Origin of the sequence: Vibrio sp. 1641, from assembly GCF_033339995.1 — a bacterium.
Taxonomy (GTDB): Bacteria; Pseudomonadota; Gammaproteobacteria; order Enterobacterales; family Vibrionaceae; genus Vibrio; species Vibrio alginolyticus.
The window spans coordinates 65,538-86,853 of sequence record NZ_JAWOVP010000010.1; the positions used below are offsets into that span (position 1 = coordinate 65,538).

Consider the following 21,316-nt stretch of genomic DNA (forward strand, 5'->3'; position numbering starts at 1 on the left):
CTAATTACTCCTTTTTATTTCTCACCGCTTCTAACATGATGCCTGCACGCTCATGCAAATCTGCATATTGTGATTTTCCGGCAGACATCTCCTTCGCGCTGTAAAACCCACTCTCTGCTTCTGTCAGTTGTTCCAGTTTAAGGTGACATTCAGCAGAGTGAAAAGGTGGGCGTGGATCATTTACGTCCACTAGCGCTGCGTAGCTGTAGGCGTCTATTGCCTGCAGATACTCACCCAACTCCTGACGAGCCGCGCCAAGGCCAATGAAAAATCGCGCCTGATAATGATCAAGCATGCTGAGTAATTGAAATACTTTCGCTGCTTGCTCAATCTTTCCCGATTGGAAAAAGTTGTAACCTACGGCATAAATATGTTCGATGGTGTCCTGAGACACATCGTGCAACATTTTTAACGTGCCTCCCTCTTCCAAAAAAGACAGCAGTTCTTCTGCTTGCATTTGAGATGGATCGGTCGCGTTTGTTTTAGTCATGGTTGGTTATCCTTAAATGGCTCGTAGGATTTCTTGTAAAATACTGTGGTACTTCTGAACAAACTTGTTCATCGCTTCAACGGTCGAGTTGTATTGAGAACTGGTGTCGTTCAGCTCAGTGGTTTTGATTTGCACTTCATCGTTAAGCAACTTGGATTTAGCACTGACAGAACTAGAAAAATTAGACAGTTTTTTCGACTTCTCTTCGTCTTGGTACGACGCACCATCACCGATAGTAATACCTTGTGTTTGAAGGAAGTCTCGATGGTTTGTTATCTTATTATCCGTCAAATACTTGTACTCAGGTGAAGCTTCAAAATCCGTTTGATTGCTGTAGTTAAAGTCACTCGCTTTGAAGTTACTTTCTGGATATCCCGGTTTATAAACCCCATCAACACTTTGCGTAGAGTGAATTTTTGATTGCACAACACCAAAAACTTTAAGCTGTATTGTGAGATCCTCTAATGCCTCTTTCTGGTCATTACGTTTCTCTAAACGGTTAACACGACGCTCATTTAGTGCAAGCAGCACTTGCTCATCAAAACGGTCTCCAATGCTGGACTCAACAACGGCCAACAAATCACGAGCCGTTAGAGAGTGCTCTGCTCTCACCTCGCGATCCGCTTTCTCTTTATCGGTGATATTGAGTAGACGCTCTTTCAATGCCCCTAAGTTCTTGCGCAATGCCTCGTATCGCTCAGTAAATGAAGCCCCGGTAGATTCACCTTTTACTATTTTTTCAAACTGTAATCGGATATCTCGTTCGGTGTTTTCTTTGATCAAATTAACTTGAGCTGCCGTTATTTGTGTCTTTTGGACATCGGCTATCGCTCTGTCCTGGTAAAAGTCGTCGATTTCTATATTTGTTAAACTCACCGCGAAGTTGGCGAACAGACTAGAAAGGGTCAAAGGCTCAGTTCCACCAATGACAGTATTAAGTGCTGCTTTTAGATTGTTCGTTCCAGTCGCCTCACCATAAGCTGCACTATATTGGCCTTTCACTTGAGCGGCCATTTCATCTAACGCTTCTTTAAGCTGCTGTTTAGAAATACCAGGAGTCCAGGTAATTCTGCTAGCTAGCGCACTTGCGTCATCGGTGCTTAAAGTAATACCGATGCCTTGAAAACTACTTTTTAATTGAGCTGAGACTTGAAGAGCGAAACTCTCTTTAGTCAACAGAAAATCCGAGCTCTTCAGCTGCGCGAGATTAACGGAACCTAAACTACTAAAGGCATTGCGAAGAAAAGAAATAGAAGCATCTCTCACTTCACGGGAGCCCATTTGATTAGCAAGCTCTGCAACAAAAAGAGAAATTTCTTTGGTGGCATTAGCCAGACCTGTCTCGGAGAGGTTGGCGATCTGCTCCGCTTGGTTACTCTGAGTGCCCAGATTAAATTGACTAACAAACTCAGTAGACAACGAGCTATCTACGTTTTCCGTCAGTAACTTACTAAACCAAGCCTGAAACTGATTTGATAGCGTTTGGTTTGTTTGAGCATTAAACTCGGCTGCGGTTAATTCGCCATCTGAGTTAGAACTTTGTAGCGACTTTATCCAGACAGATGCGGTGTCGGTCAATGATATACCAGCAAACGCGTTATTTTTCGCTTTTAGGCTTTCAAGTGTATCAACATAAAGCGCGATGCTTTGTGATTCCGTTTGTCCCGAGATAGTTGGCAATGAAGAGATTAGAGAGGCAAGTTGTTGAGTCTCTGCTTCACCCAGTACAGGGGTAAATGCCTCTATCACGTTTTGTTGGAAAGTGGGTAATGGTGCACTACTCGCAGCTGTGTCTGTTGCTCCTGTCGTAGAGCCAGTCGTTTTCATATTCGTCATTTCCAAACCTCTAAATCATCATGCCGCGCATCACTGTGGGACGCTTTCTGCGTTTACCTGACGTACCTTGTAGCTGATTTTGTTGTTGCCGGCGGCGCTGGACTTCGTCTATTAGCTCTTGCTCTGCACGTTTCATGGTATCTACTGGTGCTTTTATGCCGCCAAGTAAAACATCACCCGCAACAGGACCAACACCTAAGCCTTCCAATAGCTCGTTAAAAATATCGGTTCTGTCTTCAGCTTTTCTAATGGCAAGCTCAGCGTTCTCAATCGCATCGGTAAACGGTTGCTTCATCTTGATTCCTATCTTAAAGCGGGTCATCTCATCGGTGCTGTCAGTAACAGTCGTGAGTTTTTACTTTTTCAACTTTTTCAAAGGTCTATAATCTGCTAGGCGTAAACAGTACCAGTCGTCTAGCTCATCATGGCTTGCACCGCATGCTTTTAGATAGAATTGTGCCAATCGCTGGCTGCTCATGTTGCTACCACGTAACACATCGACGTTGCCGCGAATGACCCAATCGGAGGGATAAAGTTGAATGGCATGTTCAGCCAAGAGAAATAAGCCGGCAAAGGGGTTACTCAACCCCAATTTTGGACGAACGCGTTTCAGAAGAACGATGATGATTTCACCGTCCTCCACCCGAAAAACGAGCTCTAAGCCCTCAACTTCAATTCGATAACCAAGTTGAATTTCACTTTGTTGCCAAAAGTATGGCGTCACTTCGATCCCCGCTTGCGCCAGCGAGAGTATTAGTTTTGTTTTCATTACATCCCCACCCTTCCAAGTGGCTGAATATTGATTTGCTGGGTTAGTTCTTGAAATGACAAAACGGGCAGATCGTAGTATTCCGATTCAATAAGCTTTCGCACATATCGGCGTACATCCATAGACACAACTAGCACAGGTTTATTCGGCATGCGGCTTAAGTCACCAATGGTCTGTTTCACATCACTGACAAATTGTTGCGTTACTGACGGGTCTAACGCCAAGTAACTCCCTGCTGAGGTTTGACGAATACCGCTGCGTATTGTGTCTTCGAGATTTTGATCCAATAAGTAAGCGGGCAACATGTTTTGTCCGCTTGCGTATTTGTAGCAAATGTAACGTTTTAAGCTGGAACGAATGTACTCCGTCAGCTGTACAACATCTTTCTCTTTTTGGCCCCACTCAACCATCGCTTCCAAGATCACGCGAAGGTTTCGGATAGAAATGTCTTCAGAAACCAAGCGTTGCAAGATTTCCGTCATTTTTTGCAACGGAACAATACGCTGGGCCTCTTTGACTAGCTCCGAATAACTGCCTTCCATCTGCTCCAACAGATAACGCGTCTCCTGAATACCAATAAAGTCTTGTGCGTACTCCTTGAGAACATGAGACAAGTGGTACGTTAAAATTCTGTCGGGTGTGAGAAAACCTACATGACTGGCTACGAGTTTTTGCTCATAACTCTGTGCCACCCAAATGCTAGAAATACCAGGTAGAAAATCTTCATCTTGCTCATAAGGCACGCCTAATAAATCGATCTGTTCATTCCCTTCTGTCACCAAGAGTTGATCTTTAACAATTCGTCCTCGTGCAACCGGGACTTCTTGTAACTGAATTAAGTACTCGCCATTTTGCATCCCCTCGTTAAAGCGCAGGTGGATGCCTGGGAAAGGCACGCCTAGGTCAAGATATAGTGCGCGTCTAACCCTTGCTAGCTCTTCATTTAATGCGACCGCTTCCAAGCTTTCCTGAAGGCTCGCGTCAAGATCAATCAACAGCGGGACCGTCATGGCGAACTCTTCTTGCTCACCTAACTTACCTTTACTGTTTCTAGAAGGCGTGGGTTTGCTTGGCTTCGCTGCTGGCGAACCGGCCCCTTGCGAAACAAAGCTTGATAAGTCGGTGCTATCTGATTCCGCTTGTTTTTTCTGTTGATAGAAAAGGAAGAAACCACCACCACCAACCACGGCGGCCAAGACCAGAAAAGTGATTTTTGGAAACCCAGGGATGAGTGCGAACAGCACCAAAAGCACACCACCAATAAGAAGCGCACGTGGCTGAGCAATCACCTGCCCACCAATATCCGATCCAAGATCAGAAGAGTCTTCATGAGAAACACGCGTCACGATAATACCGGCGGTAATCGCGATAAAGAGTGCCGGGATCTGCGACACCAAACCATCACCAACGGTCAAAATCGCAAATAACTCAAGTGCTTCAGAAGCACTCATGCCTTTTTGCGTTACCCCGATCGTGACGCCACCTAAGATGTTGACCACAATGATGACCAGACCCGCAATGGAGTCGCCTTTAACGAACTTCATCGCGCCATCCATCGAGCCATACATTTGGCTTTCTTTTTCAATCAGTGATCGTCGGTGCCTAGCTTCGTGTACGTCAATTACTCCAGCACGCATGTCACCGTCAATACTCATCTGCTTACCAGGCATCGCATCGAGTGAGAAGCGCGCACTAACTTCTGCTACCCTTTCTGAGCCTTTGGTGATCACCATAAACTGAACAATGGTAATGATCAGGAACACAACAATACCGACCACTAAGTTACCGCCCACAACGAAGTTACCGAATGTATAAACGATTTGACCAGCATCGCCTTGTAGCAAGATCAAGCGGGTTGTCGTGATAGACAAAGACAGACGAAACAATGTCGTGATCAATAGCACCGCAGGAAATGCAGAGAACTCAAGTGGCGTGGTGATGTAAATCGCTAACATAAGCAGCACCACCGCAATGCTCATGTTGGTGCCAATCAGCACATCCACCAGTGCGGTAGGAAGTGGCAATATCATCATAAAGACGATCGCGAGTAACATCACCGCAAGCATGATGTCTTTGCGTTGCCCTACTTTGTTTAGAATATCGATCAACTTATTCATGTGATTCACTATTTAAAGATTGCAGATAGCGTCGGTGCGCTTGGCGTGCCCCATCGACGTCATTTTGTTTCCAACGCGCTTGGCTTAAACAAAACCAGAGTCCTGCCGAGTCAGGATGAAGGTCGGATTTTAATAAGTGCTCGCACACCTCAATCGCCCGGGTATATCGACCACTTTGTAAACATGCCACAGCAAGTGTTTGCATCGCCTCTTTGTGCTGCGGTTCTATTTCTAGAACCGCATCGAGAATAGAAATGGCATGCTCTGGCTTTTGGTATTGAACTTGTAGCGCAGCGTGAACAAGTAAGAGTTCAATGTCTTTGGATCTCAACATGTTGGTTAGACCTGAATAAGGAGATTGAGCGCCATAGTGAGGTAACGCTGATCAAGTTGTGTACTTTGTAGCGTTTCGGATGCTTTGATAAAAGAAACGGAGCCTGAGTCATGTGCAAGAACTTGCAGCTGAGCTAACGTTTCATCGAACTGTTGGCGGTACTTTTCTGGACGCAACAATTCTGAGTGCAACAATTTTGGCTTGGTTAACGCGATTAGGTATTGGTCTGAAGGCCTGAGGTCATAGAGCTTCTCTAAATGCGTAGCGACCGCCTGTCCATCCGGAAGTAATTGAAACCGTTCAGGGAAATCGGCCTTAACCTCACTATGAGTAACATGCGTGAAGGCTTCTATGCCTACGTTTAAAGTGCTTACTCGAGTCATGAGCCTGCCACATCGTTATGCAGACGAGCCAAAAGCGTAAACGCTTGCTCTAAGGTCGGAAGTGTTACTTCCTCTCCTTTTAGCCTTGCTGAAAAAACCAGAGTTTGCTCATCTAACAAGCCGGTTTTAATTTCGAAAGGCCAGCCTTGATCGGCATGACACAAACACAGTGCACTTTGAATAATGTCACTGGTTTGATGCCAAGATAACGCTCGAGACAACATCAAGAATAACTGCTCACCCTGTCGCTCAATATGCAGCGTACCACTTTGCTCAAAATCCAGCTGCACCCGTCCAGCTGATGAGAAATCGACGGCATCGAGCCCCATTCCTCGGCAAAATTCATCGACGGATGCATCAATCCAACTCATCTTCCCACGCTTCCTCTTCTTCTATATCAATGGCTTCGTCTAGCGCCTTTTGTACCGCTTGGATTAAATTCTGTCGTTGTTCTTCATCGGCGAATACGTCAATTGGGATTGCGCGAACTAACTTATGGAACTCTCGAAAAAAATCGATTTTTTGTTCTACCGCCGTCAATTCCATTGCGTTGACGACTTTCCATATCTCATCACTGCTTACCCATCGCTGCTCTACCAACGCAATCACATCAGCCATCAAATTAGAAACTTGATAAGCCATAATTCGTCCTTTCCGGTTTAAACATTTGGAACAGCTGACTCACACGATCTTGCAACGTATTTAGAGTTTTGAGTTTTTGCATATCGGACATCAACCACTTCAACTTAACCGAATCGATACTGCTACCTTGAACACTAAGATCTGCACTCATGCCTTGCAGCATAAAGTCAACAGCGGTCGATACCTCCTGCTCACCAAAGCGCGCCACAACATCTTGATAAGCCGCGCCGAGCCCTTGATAACTATGAACGGTATCGCGGTAGAAGCCGCGCAGCTGATGCAAAGAGCTAAACTCTTGCTCTTGGCTGTATTCATCAGCAAAATTTGAGACGCGGATTTCCGTATCGATTTGAGACCATGTATCTGGGTTTTGCTCGATTCTTAGAAGTGCTTGGTCAATCAGCGCTAGTAGGTGTTTACTTTCTGGACTCGCACTCAAAAACTTTTTAACGGCTTTTAGCGCGAGGTATTGATGGCTTTTCTCCTCGGAAAACCCATTCAAGTAGGCTTGTAATTGCGCGATGGTCGAGATATTTCCTCCCGCCATTTTTGTAGCCAAATCTTTGATCTTTTGATTCTTTTCAAGATCAGGGACTTTTCTTAAATAGTCCGAAACGAGTTCATGTGCTTCATTAACTCGAACACCACTGTCTTTCACTTTGCGCTTGGTCAGATCTTTCTCTGCTTTTTCGGAACCGAGTGAAGTGAGTTCTTCCATCGCATCAAAAAGTGATTGTGTGGCATTGTGAACACGGACGGTTTCACCGCGATAATTGCCTTTTTGTGAAACGTCGGGGCGAGACGATTCCAACCCGTTTTGGATAGACGCATCAAACTTTGGATTTGTTGCGATATGATTGTTGATAATACTCATTCACTTGCACTCCTTCCGCACAATACAGGCGAATTATAGGAAGTGCGCTTTTTTGAAGCTGTCAAAATCAGACGTGTTTTTTTAGTGCGCTTTCAGTTTTCTAAAAACTCCCGACTGATATTCACTATAAATTGATTCTTATACTTTCTATCCTCTCAGCATCAATCATTGCGCATATTTTTACCTTGAACGATTTCTCATACATCACTGATATCCAACAATCTGCGATTAAACACACGCGTTTGATCCAAATTCGCGGGCGCGTTACACAAGTCACCGGCACCATTATCAAAGCTGTCGTCCCTGGCGTTCGTGTAGGTGAACTGTGTGAGTTGCGTAATCCCGATCAAACTCTGTCTTTGTTAGCGGAAGTGGTTGGCTTCCAGCAGCATCACGCTCTGCTCACCCCGTTAGGAAATATGTTTGGGATTTCCTCAAATACAGAAGTAAGCCCAATGGGCAAAATGCACGAAGTGGGTGTTGGCGACCACCTGTTAGGTACAACGCTTGACGGGCTTGGACGTCCTTTCGATGGTACGCAGAGTCAGGAACCAAGTGCTTGGTATCCTGTTTATCGCGATGCGCCACCACCAATGCAACGTAAACTAATTGAAAAGCCAATCTCTCTTGGCGTTCGATCCATTGATGGGCTACTGACCTGTGGTGAAGGTCAGCGCATGGGTATTTTTGCAGCGGCTGGTGGGGGTAAAAGTACCCTACTGGCAAAACTGATTCGCTCCGCAGAAGTTGACGTGACCGTTCTCGCCTTAATTGGTGAACGCGGACGCGAAGTACGCGAGTTTATTGAGCATGACCTAGGCGAAGAAGGAATGGCCAAATCGGTTTTAGTGGTCGCTACCTCTGATCGCCCAGCAATGGAGCGCGCCAAAGCCGCTTTTGTTGCCACTTCTATCGCAGAATATTTTCGTGACCAAGGTAAACGCGTGCTACTGCTGATGGATTCTGTAACGCGTTTCGCCCGCGCACAGAGGGAGATTGGACTAGCCGCAGGCGAGCCACCAACACGACGTGGCTATCCGCCTTCCGTTTTTGCCGCTTTGCCAAAGCTGATGGAACGAGCTGGACAATCAGACAAAGGATCAATTACAGCACTGTACACCGTGTTGGTGGAAGGTGACGACATGACAGAGCCTGTCGCGGATGAAACTCGCTCAATTCTAGACGGGCACATCATTCTCTCGCGTAAACTTGCGGCAATGAACCATTATCCCGCCATTGATGTACTTCGCTCAGCAAGCCGAGTGATGAATCAAATCGTTGAATCCGATCATCAGGCGTCTGCTGCTCATATTCGCGAAATGTTAGCTAAGTATGAAGAAGTTGAACTGCTAATCAAAATTGGCGAATACCAACATGGCGCAGATAGCCGAGCGGATATGGCCATTGCACAAAGTGATGATATACGCGCCTTTTTACGCCAAGGCACTCATGAACCAAGCGATCTTGATGGCGCTATCGCTCAACTTAAAGGGATGGCGAAACAATGATAGAACGCTTATTAGAAATCAAAAAAATTCGCTCTGACCGTGCGGATAAAGCCGTCAAGCGTCAAGAATACCGAGTGTCAAACGCCGCAGCACAGGTTCAAAAGGCCGAACGTTCTGTCGCGGACTATCACGTTTGGCGCCAGGAAGAAGAAGAGCGACGTTTTGCTAAAGCAAAACAACAAACGCTCGTTCTTAAAGAGCTGGAAACATTAAGACAAGAAATCGCGTTGTTAAGAGAGAGAGAAGCCGAACTTAAACAACGTGTGGCCGAGTCAAAAAAAGCGCTTGAAATCGAACGCTCGGCACTTAAAGAAAAGCAAAAAGAGGCGCGACAAGCCCATAAAACCAAAGAAAAATTCGTTCAGTTGCAGCAACAAGAAGTCGCGGAAAAATCGCGAGAAAGGCAATACCAAGAAGAACTCGAACAGGAAGAGTTTCGCACTGTCGACATTATCTAAAGGTTCACTATGCGCATTACCCCAACAACTGAAACATCGAATACGCTGCACAAATCAACGCCGGAACAAGTGCCTCTCGAGAAGGAGGCCGAGCTTCAATCACAATTCGAGCATGCAATGAGGAAGAAGCCTAGCAAGGGAAAGGAGTCTATCGTTGCGAATCCCCAAAAAAATCATACTGGCGAAGAAGACATACCGCTAAGGCATAAGACATCTCAAGGTCTAGATAAGAAACCTAACTCATCGAACCAAGAAGCAAACGCTGACAAAAACACCTCCACTTTAAAAGGTAAAAGTGACGTCGTCACTAAGAGAGATATAGAGAAACCGCAAGACGACGCAGCAAATAGCGAAGAAATAATTAGCGAAAACAATAAATTGCTTAAAAATGATGGAAAAAGCGATGGCGACACAGTTCTAAGCTCCCCTTCTACCGAGCGTGTTGATCCTCACTTTCAAGCTCAAGCTCATTTGAAAGATGATAAACCGACGCCGATGGATAAACATACCTCGCCGGATTGTCTCTCTACGCTTGAATCTGGCTTGCTTCCCCAAAGTGCGACAGAGACAGAGCTCGCTCAATATGGGATTAACATTGTTGGCTTAACGAAAAAGCAAACTGAAAAAACGCACAATAAGCGTGCAACTCCGCCGCTACAGAATACAGGCAAACGACCAGACCAAACTGGTGGCCTGCCTGAAACCAAGCCTCTTGAAAAAATCGTGACGAAAAGCGCACTAGTCGCCGTTAAAACGGATGAAGAAAAAGTGCCTTCTCAACCCTTTGCAAGTGCGGTAACACAAGGCGATGTCATCCTAAAAAGTGTTGCTTCGCAGGCTCAACCAAGCCCAACGCGAGACGTAAACCAATTACTCCAGCAATTGGTGGACAAAATCTATGTTGCTCTACCAACCGCATCGGACAACAAAGAGGTTCGGCTGTTTCTAAGTGAAGGGCAATTAAAAGGTGGTGAAATCCACATAAAGTTGGACGCTCAAGGGTATAGCGTGACGATTCGACAAGAGCATGCCCTTTCCATTATTAGCCAGCAAGCTAGACAAGATCTTGCTGAACGGCTAAACCGATTCGGCGGTGAGCAGCCACTTCGCTTAGCGATCAGCGAACAAACTCAACAGCTCGATCAACAACAACATGAACAACAACACTCACGCCAACAACGCAGCGTGTATGAAGAATGGCAAGCGGAGAATGACCTATGACGCCGTTAATAATACCCAAAGTGGATGCAGAAAGTATCGCGCTCAGCAATCAACTTTGTGCAAAACAGTGCCACTTCCAAGGGACTGATGGTCAGAGCGTATCGATTACTGTTGCTCAAATCCCTTCATTTGAAGGGTTCCGTTTAACCACGTTGATTGGAGGGCAAACCCTACAAGTAGACTTTTCTCGTGCGCAGCTCCAACATTGGCTGAAATCGACCTTAAATGCTACTGCGTTTGAGTCCCTGCCTAACTCCCTCCAGTTAGCACTTTTGAGCTCACAGATAGAACCGCATAGTGAGGCAATCAAAGCGCTATTTGGTCAGTTACCCATTCTTAGTCAACTACAGCCGTTAGAGGCGAGCCAGGCCCAAGAGCATACTTTAATGTTAACCCTCAATAAGCCTAACGGCTCTCTTTGTTTGTGGGTTAGCGAAGGATCAGACGTGTTGTTGGATGCGCTACCAAACAGCGCTGCTCTACAAGCTCGACACCTCGCTTTACCTGTGTGGTTAAGTCTTGGAAGGACCCATTTGACGTTAAGCGAATTTAATTCGCTCGAGCTGGGAGATGTCATCTTTTTTGACGATGGTTACATCGCCAAGCAACAAGCCATTTTTCAAGTATCTAACCAGAATCTCTGGCGCTGCCAGCTAGATGACCAAACTCTTCACATTATTGAAAAAGAAACCAATATGAATGACGTAAACACTTCAGAAATGTTAACCGACCACCAGCAACTGCCTGTGGAACTCACGTTTGATATCGGCCATCAAACCATCACGCTAGAGCAGCTTAACCAGCTTCAGCCAGGGTACGTATTCGAGCTAAACCAGCCTGTATCTAAGCCGGTAACATTGCGTGCCAACGGCAAAATCATTGGTGAGTGTGAACTGGTTAATGTTAACGAACATTTAGGTGTGCGCGTACTGGAGCTGTTCGGTGGCACGCAGGAGCCAGCATGATCCAGTTACCCGACGAGCTCAATCTCATTGTCAGCTTAGCACTGCTGGCACTGATCCCATTTATCGCCATGATGGCGACGTCGTTTGTGAAACTCGCCGTTGTATTCTCACTGTTGCGTAACGCTCTCGGTGTACAGCAAATTCCGCCGAATATGGCGCTTTACGGATTGGCTATCATTCTGTCAATTTTCATCATGGCTCCCGTCGGGTTTGAAACCTACGACTACGTAAAGCAGCATGATATCTCCCTTGAAGATTCTGCAAGTGTAGAAGGCCTCATTGAAAGCGGTTTACAGCCTTATCGAGAATTTTTGAAAAAGCATATTCGGGAAACCGAAGCCATATTCTTCACTGATGCTGCACGCACATTGTGGCCACAGAAGTACGTAGACCGTTTAGAGTCGGACAGCTTATTGCTCTTACTGCCCGCATTTACCGTCAGCGAGCTTACTCGCGCTTTTGAAATTGGCTTTCTGTTGTACTTACCGTTCATCGCTATTGACCTAATTGTGTCGAATATCCTACTCGCGATGGGGATGATGATGGTATCGCCAATGACGATTTCCCTCCCCTTCAAATTGTTGCTTTTTGTCTTGCTTGACGGCTGGACAAAGCTCACCCACGGCTTAGTGTTGAGTTACGGTTAATCACGGAGAAAGTATGCATTCTGCTGAAATCATTCATTTCACGACTCAAGCATTAACCCTAGTGTTGTACTTGTCATTACCGCCGATTTTAGTCGCAGCATTGGTTGGTACATTGGTGTCGCTTATTCAGGCGTTAACTCAGGTCCAAGAACAAACGTTAGGCTTTGTGGTCAAGCTTATCGCGGTCATTATTACGCTGTTCGTCACAACGCAATGGCTAGGGGCAGAGCTCCACGCCTTCGCCTCGCTTGCTATGGATAAAATTCCTCAAATACGATGAGTTATCACGACTTACACCAGGCTTTATTTTTGTACAGCCTGACGTTACCTAGGTTAATGGCATGCTTCATCTTTTTGCCTATTTTGAGCAAGCAAATGTTAGGCGGCACCATGGTGAGAAATGGTGTGCTTTGCTCACTCGCACTGTTTATATTTCCGATGATTAATCAGCAAAGCTTGCCCGCAGAAACCGACGGCATTTGGCTGATAATGATTTTGGGTAAGGAGGTATTAATTGGGCTATTGATAGGGTTTGTTGCTGCTATCCCCTTTTGGGCGATAGAAGCGGCCGGCTTTCTGGTCGACAACCAACGTGGGGCTGCCATGGCGAGTATGTTTAACCCAACGCTAGGCTCACAATCCACACCAACAGCGGTATTACTGACCCAAACGTTGATTACCCTGTTCTTCTCTGGCGGGGGCTTTGTCACTTTTATCTATGCGTTATTCAAAAGCTATACATCTTGGCCGATCGTGGACTTTTTCCCAACCGTTAGCGACGCATGGGTGAGCTTCTTCTACGCGCAATTTGAACAGCTTATGTGGCTTGGTGTGTTGATGTCCGCTCCACTAGTGTTGGCAATGTTTCTTGCTGAGTTTGGTCTGGCGCTTATCAGTCGTTTTGCACCGCAATTGAATGTTTTTTTCCTTGCCATGCCAATAAAAAGTGCCATCGCGAGTGTTTTACTGATCGTGTATCTCGGAATAATGATGGATCACTTTGAAGTACAGTTTTACGGCATTACCCGATTCGCAGAACAACTCAATACCATTTGGCAATAACGCTTAGGATTCTTTATGAGTGCAGAAAAAACAGAGCAACCCACCGCAAAAAAGTTACGCGATGCTCGACAGAAAGGTCAGGTTGCCAAAAGCCAAGAAATCGTATCGTCTGCATTAATTTTGGCGCTCATAATTGTACTGTTTGCGTTCGCCGATTATTACATGTCGCACATCTCAGCGCTTATTCTCCTACCAAGTAAGCTTGCTTATCAGGGTTTCCAAGATGCGCTAGTCGATGTCGCTATCGCCATCGCAAAAGAAATTGCCTATCTACTCGCTCCGATTATTCTGGTTGCTGCACTCGTCGCCATCTTTTCCAATATGGGGCAGTTCGGATTCCTATTTAGTGGTGAGTCCGTTAAACCCGACATCAAAAAGATCAATCCCGTCGAAGGGGCCAAACGCATTTTTTCCCTCAAGAGTGTGATTGAGTTTATCAAGTCGATCCTTAAAGTCTCTCTTCTTTCCTGCATTATCTGGGTGACATTACGCGGTAACATCAACGCTTTAATGCAAATTCCAACTTGTGGGCTAGAATGTGTCCCGACCATTACTGGCGTCATGATTAAACAATTAATGATTATCTCTTCGGTAGGCTTCATCGTCATCGCTGCCGCAGATTTTGCGTACCAGAAATTTGATCACACGAAAAAGCTCAAAATGAGCAAGGACGAAGTGAAACGCGAATACAAAGAGATGGAAGGCAGTCCAGAAATAAAAAGCAAACGTCGTCAGTTGCACCAAGAGCTACAAGCCTCCAATCAACGCGAAAACGTTAAACGTTCTAATGTATTAGTTACAAACCCAACACATATCGCGGTTGGCCTTTATTACAAGAAAGGCGAAACGCCCCTGCCCGTCATCACTTTGATGGAAACCGATGCGGTAGCCAAACGTATGGTCGCAATCGCCAAAGAGGAAGGTGTGCCTGTGATGCAAAAAGTCCCTCTTGCTCGTGCACTATACGCGGACGGCAACGTCGACCAGTACATCCCAAGTGATCTTATTGAAGCAACCGCCGAAGTACTTCGTTGGTTGGCCTCGTTAGAATCCGAGGCGGACTAACAAACCACATCCCACTCAAGATCTGGGCTTACAACTGACCAGCTTTCAACCTCGATACTTTCCACGCTATAATGCGGTATCCTTTAACTGTATGTTGTTTTTATGAAATCTAGCTTAAGCATTCGCTCCTACACGAAACGTATGAGCCGACATACTCATAGTGATTATCATCAACTCGTGCTTCCTCTCCAGGGCAACATACAGATTGATATGGATAGTTATGTCGGAAAGGTGGCGGTTGGCGACTGCATAGTCATCCCCAAAAGTTGTGCTCACGGTTTTAATGCCGAAGAGTCATCACGCTTTATTGTTGCGGATATGACCACTTTGCCCACTCATTTGATGGATAGTAGTGTGGCTGTGTTTTCGATTAGCCCGCCTCTACTGAGCTTTATCCAGTTTGTCGAAAAGCAACTTGAGTATCAGGTTAATGATGAAATTGAAAACTCAATGGTTGCAACCTTCTATCTGTTGCTGGAGCAGCAAAAGCGGTCTCGCTCCGTGGATTCGCGTATTCGAGATGTACAGGCTGTGATCGCCGAGCAGCTTGATCAGCCACTCACCATTGCCTCATTAGCGAATGCCGCTTGCTTGAGTCCGACGCAGTTTAAAAAGCTTTTTAAAGAGCAGCTAAAAATGAGCGTCCATAAGTACATTACACTACAACGTATGGAAAAAGCCAAAGCACTATTGACTCATACAGACCTTCCAGTTCAGTTGATAGCTGAACGAGTTGGCTATAGTGACCTTTCCGCGTTTAGTCGACGGTTTTCAATGCATTTTGGCATGTCTCCTAGAGAGTTTTCCCGATAGTCACTAAAATAGTCTTCTGGAACAAGTATTCCGTCTTTTCAGCACAAAAACCTCTATCGCTTTCTTTTATTCTTTCTACCCTAAAACAGCCATTCACTAGGTAGAAATTACAGTGTTAAAAAAACATTTCACCGACTATCAATTAGGAACTTTATCCATACTTTTTGCTTCAACCCTGTGGGGAACGACGGGCACCGCTGCCAGCTTGGCACCGGATGTCAGTGCTCTCGCCATTGGCGCATTTTCTATGGGTATTGGTGGATTTATGCAAGCATGTCTGTCTGCGAAGTCACTGAAGAGAGATTTTCGAAAAGTCGTACATAAGAAGAAAACGTTACTGGTTAGTATTATCGCCTTAGCCACCTACCCACTGGCTTTTTATTCATCAATGCGATTCGCCGGTGTGGCTATTGGTACGGTTGTTTCTATCTCCACTGCACCTTTCTTTTCTGCTTTGTTAGAGTGTCTCTTTAGCCGAAATCAGACCATAACCAAGCGCTGGATGATGAGTTTCGCAATCGGGGTCATTGGCATTACCTTGTTGCTGGCTTCTGAGTCATCCGCAAATAGCTTATTTGATCAGGATATGAAGCATTGGGGTGTATTACTTGGCCTATTGGCAGGTCTGACGTACGCCATCTACTCATGGGGAGTAAAGGCTATGATTGACCACGGCATTGAATCGCAAACGGCCATGGGAAGTGTTTTTGGTATTGGTGGAGTTTTGCTTCTACCAACACTTTTCATCACGGGCGATAATCTATTTGCATCATCAACTAATACGACGGTCATGCTCTACATGGCCTTGATTCCAATAGGGTTAGGTTACGTCGCTTTTGGGTTTGGGCTACGGTTTGTTACAGCCAGTGGAGCTAGCATACTCACGCTATTTGAACCTGTTATCGCAGCAGCACTAGCAGTTGCGATTGTTGGGGAAGAAATTTCTTTCATTGGTTGGGTTGGTATAGCGTTGACACTTGTGTGTTTGTTTCTTCAGTCGAAAAGTTAAATTCAATGGACATGAGCCAGCCCCAAAAAGGAACGCTGACGGTAGATAAAGTAAGGAGCAGCACCTACTCCCTACTTTACCATTTGAAATTACACCCAGCCTTCTGCCAAGTACATCAATCGCAATTGACTTGGTGAGCCTAATTTTTCTAGCGCATCTAACTGGACGTCACTCAGGTTTGGGCATTTATCAAGATAAACTCGTCCGTTTGCTGCATCTAGGGGGAGCTTGTAGGTGAGCTTTTCGTTTATTTTACTTGCTTCCCCTTTGTCAATCGCTCGAACAGCTGGCATGAGCCAATCCCAATCTTCTCCTAACAGTTTTTTAAACGCCCCGTTAGCAATAGACTCGGTTTTACTTGGTGCATCCTCTGGGCTTAGCTTCAAGATAGAGTCTACGTCAGGAACCAAGTGCTCACTTGGCTCTGAACCCAACATCTTTTTCAGTGTTAATCGCGCGGCTTCCATCTCTTGTGCCTCTTTAGGCGCTTGAGGAGAAGTCATTGCAGTATTCTCCTTAGGACCAAGGTACGCCATTAATGCACGGACAGAAGCCGGATCTTGCATACTGAAGGTAAAGTCTCCTTTTGCATTGGAAACTTCAAGTCTAGGTAAAACACCAGACATTTCACCTTGCATAAGTTGCTCTTTTACTTCCGTATTTAACCCGTATGCCCCAGCTTGGTTCGCCACAAAACCACCGCCGCTCATGATAGCAGTCGTTGCCGCAGAACCGATTGCCTCTTTTGCTATCGGTGTGACGCCCACCGTTGCTACAGAGCTAACACCGAACGTGCCCAGGCTCCCCGTCGCCATACCTAACGTAGCTCCAATGCCACCTTCAGCCGACAGTATCGCATGACCTTGAGCCAAGGTTTGCTGCATCGGCATAGAAAGACGTTGATCTCGCCCTGGCAGCTGTGAAATTTGTTCTAACTGATGATGGTAAGCCTCAGCATCACCATTTACGGCCGCTTTGTGCAACTCTCGACCTGTAGAAATCAATAAGCCAACGCCAGGTAATGCCAAGTTAATAACGGCGTTAACACCAGAACCTTTTAGCTTTTCTTTGCCCATCTGTAGCAGTTCAGCAGCGAAGCCATCCATTTTTCCTGGATACTGGGCTTCTAAACTCACCTGCATACGCGGATCTTTGCTGATCGAATCAAACGTATTTTTAAGCTGCTGGTACGTATCGCTGCTCACTTTTATTTCATCCAATAGGCTGACAACTTCTAAGATTTTACGCTCAGTAAGTGGCTCACCGCGATAGCCTGAAGGACTCACTAGGGAGTAAGCCAACAGCGCAACCTCAGGTTTTTCTTGCTTAAGTAGCGCCTGCTTTAAATCAAGGTGAGTTTTGATGTTTTCTTGGAAAAACTTAGTGTATTTGCTTCTCAATACGCCTTCGTGAATAGAAGCAAACTTGTGACCTTTGTGGAATGTGGAAGGTTCTTTTACTTCACCTCTTTTACTGATCACTCGGTCATCTTTTTGCGCAGCAACTGCACGAAACTGCTCTAGATCAGGTACTGGGCTTTGGCTGATTTTTTGTGTTGTATTAACCATTTTTCTCTCCTACACACGAAGTGATTGAACATGAGCTTGTTCATGATTAGAGGTGGTTGGAATCGCTTGATCCAACATTGCGAAACGCGCTTGCCACAGCTCGGCCTGTTCAATAACTTCGTGAAACCAAGCGGTAAGGTTCGTCGTATTTAGATGCTCAACGGGTTTACGTCCTGCTAAGACAAGCTGTCGACCGTTTGGAGCCAAAGCAAGTGCGAGGCTGCCACTACCTATTCCTTGATAGTTAGCATGAGCAAGAAGCTCTAAACCTTTTAGTCGTTGTTCACCGGATTTTTCTAACCCTCCGAACGTTACAGACAACATCAAATCATCCGTATCTGTCGCGATGAAATACAACATGTAGCGATCATCGACCAGTAGCTGACAACGTTCATTTTCTTCAAAATTCAGTTCGGGCAACTCATTGAGTTGGCAAAACTCCAAGAGCAGTTGTTGAATCGTGTTCATAACTTTTTCCTTTTGTTTCAATAACTCTATTGAACAACGATTGCAGATTGAACGATGTCGGTAATGGCTTTATTTTTGTCACTTTTTCGCCTGCATTGTGAGGTTTTCCGCAGAAATCTCGCTCTAAAAACGAGTTTCCAGAGTAATAAAAAAGAGCAGCTCAGGGCTGCTCTTTCAATAAAGGTTAGATGCTTAGCATGGTGTATTTGCTCACTTCTTTTGCAGATTGACTAACCCAGTTTATGGCTATCAAAAATGACTTCTGTTGGCGGGAACATATTCGAAACAGGTGGTCGTTGTGCATCTCCAAACATTGGTGCACCGAATGCAGATGTCGCCCACGGGTCAACAATTTTCACATCCTTACTCCACGTTGATGGATCTTTTATGTCGCTCCCCTCTTGTCGACCAACCAGTACATAAAGGTGTGTACCTGAATGACCCTTTTTAAACGCAACCACTTCTACTTTGGGTTCACTTTCAGGTGTTCCTGACATGCCTTGAATCATCTCAGCGGCGGCAGCAAAGGCAAATGTAGTACAGCAGCCGGCTTTCGCGGTTTGTACTGCCTTAGCAATGTTCTGTAGAGTGCTTAATTGCGGTGCGGTTCCTCTTTGTGCTGCAGCTTGAACTCCGTTTGCGGACATCGTCGCTCTGTGATCTTGCATGATTCGCGCTTGATCCGCGTGAAGCTCTTTTAGTCGTGGCTTTCCTTTTGTTTCATAAAACTGTGACCCCTTAACACCGAACGTATTTAAGTCCGTACAGGCAAAATCACCAAGCTTTTGAAGGTTGGCTTTATGTTCGTTGATAAGCGCGACACTCGATGAGGCTTTATTGGTTTTGGAAGAAGAGGCTGCCGTTTGTGCAGTGGGCCAATTTGAGCTAGGACCAGACGACAATCTCTCAAGATTTTTCAGGCTCCCAAGCGTTAACTTGTTTTCACCGTTCAACACATTTTTCAGCATGAGCTTCGCAACATCTTTAGGAATACCCTGCTTAGTAAGCAGGTTCACTACAATATCTTTCGCTTTATTCTGGTGGCTAATACGCGCGCTGATACTTTTATTTTTTGGTGCACCCTCTTTAACAAAAATATCTTTGCCGTTGTGTGCTCGAACCTCTTTGTCGTCAGCCTGATTTTGTGTCGCCAAATGTGACGTTAACTGACTCAACGAGTGCATGTGCGATGTATTAATATTGACCATGTGTGATGCCTTAAACTTGAATAAATGCGTGTACGTCTGTTTGGCTAAAATCTACAACCGTGTTGTTTTGAAATAACTGTCCCCAAGTATCAACTAATTCATTCAACTGAATGATTAAGTTAGCAATGTTGGTGAGTTCACTTCCAGCCGCGATAGCAACTTGAAGAACAACGTCTTTGCGTGTTGGATTCACACAAAACTGCACACCACCTGTTTCTCGATACAAAAAGTTGTATTCAAGTAAAACTTGAAGTTTATCTAGCGTAATATCATCTTGTTCTATAAGCAGGTTTTTGGAAATCAATAACTCGCCTTTTTCCTCTACGAGCAGAACATCGACACTGTTGTTTTCAGCAAAATGCAGTGACCACATTTGATCGTCATACGCTGTCACGCGCTCAAGGTTCAGCACTTCTCCTAGCTCAGAGAGAAGCATATTAATCTTTCCTGTATCCATGTTGTGTCCTGTCTAATTTATTATAACTAAGTGACATCGATATATTTATTTCAGCGAAGCCACTTGGGTATAACGGCTCATTTAAATAAGCGAATAAGGATAAAAGAGATTTTATGGCGAGATAGAAACCGACACTTTATTTCAACGTCTCATTTTTATTGCTATTAGCCGTTTTATTGAGAAGAAAAATTAAGGTTAAGCTGGAAAATAAAAGAGCGGCAATCGCCGCTCCGAAAATTAAATAGAAGTAGAAAATCACTTAATACCGTGAAGGCTATTTTCTGCATCCATAGCTAAAGGATTGAACGAGTCGTTACGAAGTTCTGCTATCGCGTATAGCATGCGCCCCATGCGACCATTTCCATCGGTAAAGCCATGGTACCCGATAACTCCGGCGAACAAATGTTTACCTAAGTCTTTATCTTCTACAGGGTTCTCTTTCAAAAAGCCTTCAATGTGCTGCTTTAACATGCCCTCACCGCCAATACTTGACGGCAAAGTGCCACCCGAAATATTTGGCCCTCGGTAATCACGCTCAACATTAGGCACCAATCGAGCGTGTAGCTCTTTTAGGTTTTCCATATTCAATAAGTCTTTACCATTAGACGCGTATTCTTTCAGTAAAGACGTAATATTTTCGGCATCGTTTCCTTTAGAGTTAGAAGCATTAATGATCCACGCCGCAGCTCTTTCAACATTATTGGTTACGCCACTTTTGTTAAACGCGTCCTCTGCCAGTCCTTCAGCGTATACACCTTGGTTTAGATCGGTGCTTGCTAGACCTTCGATATGACGTTGCGCCGATTTAAGATGCATCACCTCCATATCAAACACCGCTTGCATTTGATTGATGCTACCTGCCGGATTTTTCTGCGCTGCAGATATACCACCGCCGTAGTCCTTTACTACACGTCCAGCAAGCGACTTCGCTGCACTTTCGCCAATCAGTGATGTGAGGTTTTTACCAGAATCGGTTTCTAACATTGCCTCTGTCATCGCTCGCTCTGCTAACTGGTTTAGCTCAGCAGAGTTCGACTGAACTGATTTACTGTCTAACTTCGCAAAGGCATTTAAGACATCTGATGCGGTTTTTATGTTTCCATCTTTGAAGAACATTTGTCCATGCTCAACAGAAGAAGCAGCTCGTAAACGCTGAGCTTGGCCTTGCTCATTATCAAATACGGCTTTTGTAAGGGCTTTCGCAACCGATTGTGAGCTGCCTTCGCGAAACAATTTTCCTGTCGCTTCAAAAAATCGCGCTACCGCACCATTAGTAGGATTGGTACGAGTAAATTCTTGGGTCGCTGCGTTGATTTGGTATTCTTTGCCACCAATACTCAGCTTACCTTCGTTAAGTATCTCGTTACGAGCTTGCGGCATGGCGGCCTGCAACGCGCTAACACTTCCAAAACTGATCATGTT

General features: G+C 45.3%; 25 protein-coding genes. 10 read left to right on the top strand and 15 right to left on the bottom strand.

Annotation, left to right across the window (positions count from 1 at the left end; genetic code table 11):
- Positions 1-4: 4 nt before the first annotated feature.
- Genes vcrH through sctW form a run of 10 tightly spaced genes read right to left on the bottom strand, consistent with a single transcriptional unit; the run spans position 5 to position 7,445 of the window.
- Positions 5-490, bottom strand: a complete 486-nt coding sequence (gene vcrH / locus R7Z47_RS17725; protein ID WP_005377258.1) for a SycD/LcrH family type III secretion system chaperone VcrH — start codon at positions 488-490, stop codon at positions 5-7.
- 12 nt (positions 491-502) lie between these two features.
- Positions 503-2,326 carry a virulence-associated V antigen gene (locus R7Z47_RS17730; protein WP_318130344.1) on the bottom strand — a complete coding sequence of 608 codons (1,824 nt, stop codon included), beginning with the start codon at positions 2,324-2,326 and terminating at the stop codon, positions 503-505.
- A 10-nt stretch (positions 2,327-2,336) separates the two neighbouring features.
- Positions 2,337-2,621 (bottom strand): LcrG family type III secretion system chaperone, encoded by a 285-nt coding sequence (locus R7Z47_RS17735; RefSeq protein WP_005395092.1) that lies wholly within the window; start codon positions 2,619-2,621, stop codon positions 2,337-2,339.
- A gap of 60 nt (positions 2,622-2,681) precedes the next feature.
- Positions 2,682-3,095 (bottom strand): LcrR family type III secretion system chaperone, encoded by a 414-nt coding sequence (locus tag R7Z47_RS17740; RefSeq protein WP_053304394.1) that lies wholly within the window; start codon positions 3,093-3,095, stop codon positions 2,682-2,684.
- Positions 3,095-5,221 carry a SctV family type III secretion system export apparatus subunit VcrD gene (gene vcrD, locus R7Z47_RS17745; RefSeq protein ID WP_086013006.1) on the bottom strand — a complete coding sequence of 709 codons (2,127 nt, stop codon included), beginning with the start codon at positions 5,219-5,221 and terminating at the stop codon, positions 3,095-3,097. Before vcrD ends, R7Z47_RS17740 begins: the two co-directional genes overlap by 1 nt.
- Entirely contained in the window at positions 5,205-5,546 is a 342-nt protein-coding gene (vscY, locus tag R7Z47_RS17750; protein ID WP_005377248.1) for a type III secretion system chaperone VscY, read from the bottom strand. The genes vcrD and vscY overlap by 17 nt, the downstream gene beginning before the upstream one ends.
- Before the next feature lie 5 nt (positions 5,547-5,551).
- Positions 5,552-5,929 carry a type III secretion system protein VscX gene (gene vscX, locus R7Z47_RS17755; protein WP_167415228.1) on the bottom strand — a complete coding sequence of 126 codons (378 nt, stop codon included), beginning with the start codon at positions 5,927-5,929 and terminating at the stop codon, positions 5,552-5,554.
- The gene (gene sycN / locus R7Z47_RS17760) at positions 5,926-6,300 is read right to left on the bottom strand and encodes a type III secretion chaperone SycN (RefSeq protein WP_005377240.1); all 375 of its coding nucleotides are present in this window, start codon (positions 6,298-6,300) and stop codon (positions 5,926-5,928) included. The genes vscX and sycN overlap by 4 nt, the downstream gene beginning before the upstream one ends.
- The gene (locus tag R7Z47_RS17765) at positions 6,287-6,571 is read right to left on the bottom strand and encodes a TyeA family type III secretion system gatekeeper subunit (protein ID WP_170893405.1); all 285 of its coding nucleotides are present in this window, start codon (positions 6,569-6,571) and stop codon (positions 6,287-6,289) included. The genes sycN and R7Z47_RS17765 overlap by 14 nt, the downstream gene beginning before the upstream one ends.
- Positions 6,552-7,445 carry a type III secretion system gatekeeper subunit SctW gene (sctW, locus tag R7Z47_RS17770; protein WP_064376729.1) on the bottom strand — a complete coding sequence of 298 codons (894 nt, stop codon included), beginning with the start codon at positions 7,443-7,445 and terminating at the stop codon, positions 6,552-6,554. Before sctW ends, R7Z47_RS17765 begins: the two co-directional genes overlap by 20 nt.
- A 185-nt stretch (positions 7,446-7,630) precedes the next feature.
- On the opposite strand from sctW, the gene vscN reads away from it, so the two are divergent.
- The 10 genes from vscN to R7Z47_RS17820 all read left to right on the top strand — a co-directional run bounded on the left by vscN (position 7,631) and on the right by R7Z47_RS17820 (position 16,193).
- Positions 7,631-8,953 carry a SctN family type III secretion system ATPase VscN gene (gene vscN, locus R7Z47_RS17775; protein ID WP_054575030.1) on the top strand — a complete coding sequence of 441 codons (1,323 nt, stop codon included), beginning with the start codon at positions 7,631-7,633 and terminating at the stop codon, positions 8,951-8,953.
- Positions 8,950-9,411 (top strand): type III secretion protein, encoded by a 462-nt coding sequence (locus tag R7Z47_RS17780; RefSeq protein ID WP_258479985.1) that lies wholly within the window; start codon positions 8,950-8,952, stop codon positions 9,409-9,411. The genes vscN and R7Z47_RS17780 overlap by 4 nt, the downstream gene beginning before the upstream one ends.
- 9 nt (positions 9,412-9,420) lie before the next feature.
- A complete protein-coding gene (locus tag R7Z47_RS17785) occupies positions 9,421-10,632 on the top strand; it encodes a type III secretion system needle length determinant (protein ID WP_256903287.1) in 1,212 nt (403 codons plus the stop codon).
- Positions 10,629-11,597 carry a SctQ family type III secretion system cytoplasmic ring protein VscQ gene (vscQ, locus tag R7Z47_RS17790; protein ID WP_025768125.1) on the top strand — a complete coding sequence of 323 codons (969 nt, stop codon included), beginning with the start codon at positions 10,629-10,631 and terminating at the stop codon, positions 11,595-11,597. Before R7Z47_RS17785 ends, vscQ begins: the two co-directional genes overlap by 4 nt.
- Positions 11,594-12,244, top strand: a complete 651-nt coding sequence (gene vscR / locus R7Z47_RS17795) for a SctR family type III secretion system export apparatus subunit VscR (protein WP_005377232.1) — start codon at positions 11,594-11,596, stop codon at positions 12,242-12,244. Before vscQ ends, vscR begins: the two co-directional genes overlap by 4 nt.
- Positions 12,245-12,257: 13 nt before the next feature.
- On the top strand, positions 12,258-12,524 hold the full coding sequence (vscS, locus tag R7Z47_RS17800; RefSeq protein ID WP_005377227.1) for a SctS family type III secretion system export apparatus subunit VscS: 267 nt from the start codon (positions 12,258-12,260) through the stop codon (positions 12,522-12,524).
- A complete protein-coding gene (gene sctT / locus R7Z47_RS17805) occupies positions 12,521-13,306 on the top strand; it encodes a type III secretion system export apparatus subunit SctT (protein ID WP_031778955.1) in 786 nt (261 codons plus the stop codon). The genes vscS and sctT overlap by 4 nt, the downstream gene beginning before the upstream one ends.
- Before the next feature lie 15 nt (positions 13,307-13,321).
- On the top strand, positions 13,322-14,371 hold the full coding sequence (gene vscU / locus R7Z47_RS17810) for a SctU family type III secretion system export apparatus subunit VscU (RefSeq protein ID WP_005387129.1): 1,050 nt from the start codon (positions 13,322-13,324) through the stop codon (positions 14,369-14,371).
- Positions 14,372-14,473: 102 nt separating this feature from the next.
- Positions 14,474-15,184, top strand: coding sequence for a helix-turn-helix domain-containing protein (locus R7Z47_RS17815; RefSeq protein ID WP_239945629.1), 711 nt, complete (start codon positions 14,474-14,476; stop codon positions 15,182-15,184).
- A 106-nt stretch (positions 15,185-15,290) separates the two neighbouring features.
- Positions 15,291-16,193 (top strand): DMT family transporter, encoded by a 903-nt coding sequence (locus R7Z47_RS17820; RefSeq protein WP_411913055.1) that lies wholly within the window; start codon positions 15,291-15,293, stop codon positions 16,191-16,193.
- An 89-nt stretch (positions 16,194-16,282) separates the two neighbouring features.
- Here the strand turns inward: R7Z47_RS17820 and R7Z47_RS17825 are convergent, their stop codons facing one another.
- From R7Z47_RS17825 to R7Z47_RS17845, 5 genes are all read right to left on the bottom strand, one after another.
- A complete protein-coding gene (locus R7Z47_RS17825; protein WP_104979257.1) occupies positions 16,283-17,761 on the bottom strand; it encodes a cation transporter in 1,479 nt (492 codons plus the stop codon).
- Between the two features lie 9 nt (positions 17,762-17,770).
- Positions 17,771-18,229, bottom strand: a complete 459-nt coding sequence (locus R7Z47_RS17830; RefSeq protein WP_005387141.1) for a CesT family type III secretion system chaperone — start codon at positions 18,227-18,229, stop codon at positions 17,771-17,773.
- 230 nt (positions 18,230-18,459) lie between these two features.
- Entirely contained in the window at positions 18,460-19,437 is a 978-nt protein-coding gene (gene vopR / locus R7Z47_RS17835) for a type III secretion system effector VopR (RefSeq protein ID WP_054579503.1), read from the bottom strand.
- Between the two features lie 10 nt (positions 19,438-19,447).
- The gene (locus tag R7Z47_RS17840) at positions 19,448-19,894 is read right to left on the bottom strand and encodes a type III secretion system chaperone (RefSeq protein ID WP_033906168.1); all 447 of its coding nucleotides are present in this window, start codon (positions 19,892-19,894) and stop codon (positions 19,448-19,450) included.
- Positions 19,895-20,149: 255 nt separating this feature from the next.
- Positions 20,150-21,313 (bottom strand): VopS family T3SS effector adenosine monophosphate-protein transferase, encoded by a 1,164-nt coding sequence (locus tag R7Z47_RS17845; RefSeq protein WP_239939240.1) that lies wholly within the window; start codon positions 21,311-21,313, stop codon positions 20,150-20,152.
- Positions 21,314-21,316 lie beyond the last annotated feature (3 nt).

What these genes read in the sequence shown, in the direction of transcription:
- R7Z47_RS17785 (WP_256903287.1), top strand. Translation starts at nt 9,421, where the DNA reads ATGCGCATTACCCCAACAACTGAAACATCGAATACGCTGCACAAATCA.
- sycN (WP_005377240.1), bottom strand. Translation starts at nt 6,300, where the DNA reads ATGAGTTGGATTGATGCATCCGTCGATGAATTTTGCCGAGGAATGGGG.
- vscS (WP_005377227.1), top strand. Translation starts at nt 12,258, where the DNA reads ATGCATTCTGCTGAAATCATTCATTTCACGACTCAAGCATTAACCCTA.
- vscU (WP_005387129.1), top strand. Translation starts at nt 13,322, where the DNA reads ATGAGTGCAGAAAAAACAGAGCAACCCACCGCAAAAAAGTTACGCGAT.
- vscQ (WP_025768125.1), top strand. Translation starts at nt 10,629, where the DNA reads ATGACGCCGTTAATAATACCCAAAGTGGATGCAGAAAGTATCGCGCTC.
- vscR (WP_005377232.1), top strand. Translation starts at nt 11,594, where the DNA reads ATGATCCAGTTACCCGACGAGCTCAATCTCATTGTCAGCTTAGCACTG.
- R7Z47_RS17765 (WP_170893405.1), bottom strand. Translation starts at nt 6,571, where the DNA reads ATGGCTTATCAAGTTTCTAATTTGATGGCTGATGTGATTGCGTTGGTA.
- vscY (WP_005377248.1), bottom strand. Translation starts at nt 5,546, where the DNA reads ATGTTGAGATCCAAAGACATTGAACTCTTACTTGTTCACGCTGCGCTA.
- vcrH (WP_005377258.1), bottom strand. Translation starts at nt 490, where the DNA reads ATGACTAAAACAAACGCGACCGATCCATCTCAAATGCAAGCAGAAGAA.
- R7Z47_RS17825 (WP_104979257.1), bottom strand. Translation starts at nt 17,761, where the DNA reads ATGGTTAATACAACACAAAAAATCAGCCAAAGCCCAGTACCTGATCTA.
- R7Z47_RS17740 (WP_053304394.1), bottom strand. Translation starts at nt 3,095, where the DNA reads ATGAAAACAAAACTAATACTCTCGCTGGCGCAAGCGGGGATCGAAGTG.
- vscX (WP_167415228.1), bottom strand. Translation starts at nt 5,929, where the DNA reads ATGACTCGAGTAAGCACTTTAAACGTAGGCATAGAAGCCTTCACGCAT.
- sctW (WP_064376729.1), bottom strand. Translation starts at nt 7,445, where the DNA reads ATGAGTATTATCAACAATCATATCGCAACAAATCCAAAGTTTGATGCG.
- R7Z47_RS17735 (WP_005395092.1), bottom strand. Translation starts at nt 2,621, where the DNA reads ATGAAGCAACCGTTTACCGATGCGATTGAGAACGCTGAGCTTGCCATT.
- R7Z47_RS17840 (WP_033906168.1), bottom strand. Translation starts at nt 19,894, where the DNA reads ATGGATACAGGAAAGATTAATATGCTTCTCTCTGAGCTAGGAGAAGTG.
- R7Z47_RS17845 (WP_239939240.1), bottom strand. Translation starts at nt 21,313, where the DNA reads ATGATCAGTTTTGGAAGTGTTAGCGCGTTGCAGGCCGCCATGCCGCAA.
- R7Z47_RS17815 (WP_239945629.1), top strand. Translation starts at nt 14,474, where the DNA reads ATGAAATCTAGCTTAAGCATTCGCTCCTACACGAAACGTATGAGCCGA.
- R7Z47_RS17730 (WP_318130344.1), bottom strand. Translation starts at nt 2,326, where the DNA reads ATGACGAATATGAAAACGACTGGCTCTACGACAGGAGCAACAGACACA.
- sctT (WP_031778955.1), top strand. Translation starts at nt 12,521, where the DNA reads ATGAGTTATCACGACTTACACCAGGCTTTATTTTTGTACAGCCTGACG.
- vopR (WP_054579503.1), bottom strand. Translation starts at nt 19,437, where the DNA reads ATGGTCAATATTAATACATCGCACATGCACTCGTTGAGTCAGTTAACG.
- R7Z47_RS17830 (WP_005387141.1), bottom strand. Translation starts at nt 18,229, where the DNA reads ATGAACACGATTCAACAACTGCTCTTGGAGTTTTGCCAACTCAATGAG.
- R7Z47_RS17780 (WP_258479985.1), top strand. Translation starts at nt 8,950, where the DNA reads ATGATAGAACGCTTATTAGAAATCAAAAAAATTCGCTCTGACCGTGCG.